General features: G+C 45.2%; 2 protein-coding genes. Both read left to right on the top strand.

From position 1 onward, the window contains the following. A partial coding sequence (locus tag ABWY16_RS15680; RefSeq protein WP_353905594.1) for an efflux RND transporter permease subunit occupies nucleotides 1-2676 on the top strand: 2676 nt, incomplete at its 5' end. A gap of 4 nt (nucleotides 2677-2680) precedes the next feature. After that, the coding region (locus ABWY16_RS15675) for a TolC family protein (protein ID WP_353905593.1) at nucleotides 2681-3938 on the top strand (1258 nt) is incomplete at its 3' end.

Raw genomic sequence — 3938 nt, 5'->3', positions numbered from 1 at the left:
CTGGGAGGTAATAAAGATTATTCCATGCGGGTTTGGCTAAAGCCTCAGCAAATGGCCAGCTATAACGTGACACCTAAAGAGATTATGGCTGTCATTCAGGATAAAAATTTAGAGGCAGCACCAGGACGACTCGGAGAAAGCAGTTCAGAAGCATTCGAATATATCATCAAATATAAAGGGAAATTAAATAAGCCTGAAGATTACGAAAATATAGTGATCAGAGCAAATGCAGATGGTTCAGTGCTTCGCCTTAGAGATGTAGCACGGATTGAATTCGGCTCCTATACCTATGGAAGCAGTACATCCATTAATGGTAAGACCGGATTTATGATTGGAATTTTCCAGTTGTCCGGTTCAAACTCCAATGAAATTCAAATAAAAATTCTGGAGGTTATGGACAAGGCAGCAAAAGATTTCCCAAAAGGAATTAAATACATCGTTCTTTACAACACAAAAGATGCACTTGATGAATCTATTACCCAGGTAAAACATACACTGATTGAAGCATTTATTCTGGTATTTATTGTTGTTTACTTATTCCTTCAGGATTTCCGCTCTACCCTGATACCAGCAATTGCAGTACCGGTGGCAATACTTGGTACCTTCTTTTTCATGAACTTATTCGGTTTCACGGTTAACTTGCTGACGCTTTTTGCACTCGTGCTGGCTATAGGAATTGTAGTTGATGATGCGATTGTCGTCGTCGAGGCGGTTCATTCAAAAATGGAACATGACCACCTTCCTGCAAAGAGAGCTACCATCAAAGCCATGCATGAAATTTCAGGAGCGATCATAGCCATTACGCTTATCATGGCAGCGGTGTTCCTGCCGGTGGGATTTTTAAAGGGATCCACTGGCGTCTTTTACCGGCAATTCGCTTTTACCATGGCCATCGCTATCGTGATTTCAGCGGTAAACGCGCTTACCCTAAGTCCTGCCTTGGCTGCATTATTTCTCAAGAATGTCCACATGGAAGAGGAAGGCTCACACCGCAAAGGCTTTGCCGGAAGATTCTTTAAGGGGTTTAATACCAGCTTTGACAACATGACTAACCGCTATAGTAATAGTTTGCGGTTCCTTATAGGCCACAAATGGATAAGCCTGGCAGGGCTGGCCATATTGATTTTAGCTACAGGTGTGCTGATGAACCGCACCAAAACCGGTTTTATCCCTTCAGAAGATCAGGGCTTTATCGCAGTGTCTGTATCACTTCCGCCAGGCGCATCGCTTGATAGAAATGTGAAGGTCGCTAAAGAGATCGAAAAGATCCTGCTCCATGAACCCTACCTGCGGGTGCTCAGTACAACCAGTGGTTTTGATTTACTGACCTTCACCGGCAGCCCTTCTGCCAATATTACCTTCGTGCTGCTTAAGCCTCGAAAAGATCGTGGACCAGTAAAGGATATTAATGAGATTGTGGGCATTATCCAAAGTAAGCTTGCAGCCATCAAAACAGCAGATTGCTTTGTATTTACTTTTCCGACTGTACCTGGGTTCAGCAATATTGATGGACTTGATTTTGTTTTGCAGGATAAAACCGGCAGTGGTCAGTTGGCAAAATTTGGTACAGTTGGTAACCAGTTTATCACTGAATTGATGAAACGGCCAGAGATCGCTCTTGCTTTTACTACCTTCCGCGCTGACTATCCGCAATTAGAGCTAGAAGTTGATGATGTTAAAGCAGATCAGCTTGGCGTAAGTACCAAGGATATACTCCAAACTATGCAGACTTACTTCGGCTCTGCTCAGGCATCCGACTTTAATCGCTTCGGGCGGTATTACAGAGTAATGGTACAGGCTGATAAAGCTGACAGAACGGATCAATCAGCCATAAATGGCGTATACGTCAAGAACAATAACGGTGAAAGTGTTCCGATAAGTACCTTGGTTAAACTTAAAAGGGTTTACGGTACAGAAACGGCTTCCAGGTATAACCTGTTCAATTCGATGAAGATCAATGCCATGCCAAAACCCGGCTTTAGCACCGGTGATGCGATTAATGCCGTAAAAGAGGTCGCCACAAGCAAACTTCCAACCGGATACAGCTATGCGTTTAGTGGTATCACTAAGGAGGAAATCGCTTCCGGCGGACAGTCTACCATTATCTTTGTCCTGTGTCTGGTGTTCGTTTACTTCCTGCTCTCGGCCCAATACGAGAGTTATATCTTGCCATTTGCGGTGATGCTTTCTATCCCCACCGGTATTTTCGGTGTTTTTGCCACCATCGGGCTTGTGGGCATCGAAAACAATATTTATGTGCAGGTAGCGCTGATCATGCTGATTGGCCTGCTCGCTAAAAACGCAATTTTGATCGTAGAGTTTGCTTTACAGCGGCGAAAGAACGGAGAAAGCATTCTTGATGCTGCAATTGACGCTGCTAAGGCAAGGATCAGACCAATTATTATGACCTCGGCAGCGTTTGTTGCCGGATTGATTCCGATGATGTTTGCATCCGGACCATCGGCTCAGGGTAATCACTCGATCAGTATCGGCGCTGCCGGCGGCATGGCTGCAGGCGTTCTGCTTGGCCTTTTAATTATTCCCGTGTTGTTCGTGATTTTCCAGGGATTGCAGGAACGATTTACAGGGATCCCTACGGACCTGGATCCTGATGAAGAGGCGTTATATGACCTGCCAGCACCTGAAGTACATTTAAAGCACCAGACCAATCATTAGTAAAATGAAAATAAACGCATTTATAAAACAGCCAATTACCTATTTATTGACCGGCATTCTGATTGCGGTGGGTTCCTGTAAGGTGTCCCGGGATATTCCCAAGCCATTGGATATACTTCCTGCAAGTTATCGCGGTTCCCAATCAAGCTATACGACTTCGGTTGCATCTTTACCCTTAGGAGAATTTTTGCAGGAAAGTTATCTTAAAGTGCTGATTGATACCGCGCTAATAAGAAATAATGATCTCCAGATCGCGATCCGAAACATCGATGCCGCTCAAAAGTTATTGAAGCAGGCAAGGGTTGGCCAGTTGCCCACCATTAACCTGGCAGTAACGGGCACAACCAGCCGCCCTTCAGACAATAGTTTAAATGGCCTGACGCTAAGTCAATTTTTAGATAGTAAGCATATAGAAGATTATACAGCTGCTGCTACCCTCTCCTGGGAAGCTGATATCTGGGGTAAAGTCCGGAATCAAAAATCGAATGCGCTGGCGGTTTTTCTCCAAACAACCGAAGCAAGAAAAGCCATCCAGACACAGCTTGTCTCGGATATATCGCGAGGTTATTATAATTTGCTGATGCTAGATGCTCAGGTTAGAATTGCCAGGGAAAACGTTGCCCTTAATGACAGTACGCTACGGATTATACAGTTACAGTATGATGCCGGACAGGTAACCTCTCTAGCTGTCCAGCAAGCACAGGCACAGCAATTAGCTGCTGCCCAGTTAGTACCCCGCTTTGAACAGGATATAACCGTACAGGAAAATGCCGTCAGTCTGCTAGTGGGTAAAGTACCGGGACCGGTTCAGCGTGCGGCTTCACTGGATCAGTTTTTCCCCTTGAAACACATCAGTGCAGGAATTCCTGCTGCATTGTTGGATATGCGTCCTGATGTTAAAAGTGCGGAGCTGGAAATTGACCGGGCAAATGCACGGGTTGGGTTAAATAAGGCCAATATGTACCCTTCACTGACAATTACTGCCCAGGGAGGCGTCAATTCCTTCCGTGCAAGCAACTGGTTCACGCTTCCGGCTTCCTTGTTCGGAAATGCCATGGGTAATCTTACTCAGCCATTGTTTCAAAAGCGACGATTGAGAACTCAATATGAACTCGCTGTAATTGCACGGGAAAAATCGGTGATCTTGTTCCGTCAGCAGGTCCTCACCGCCGTTGGAGAAGTATCTGATGCATTGGTGAGGATTGATAAATTAGCACAACAGCGGTCTGTCGCAGACCAGCGAACAGAGACGCTAAAACAAG

Source organism: Pedobacter sp., assembly GCF_040513095.1.
Classification (GTDB): Bacteria; Bacteroidota; Bacteroidia; order Sphingobacteriales; family Sphingobacteriaceae; genus Pedobacter.
The sequence above is the reverse complement of the archived record's forward strand: the minus strand, read 5'-3'. Positions and strand labels throughout refer to the sequence as shown.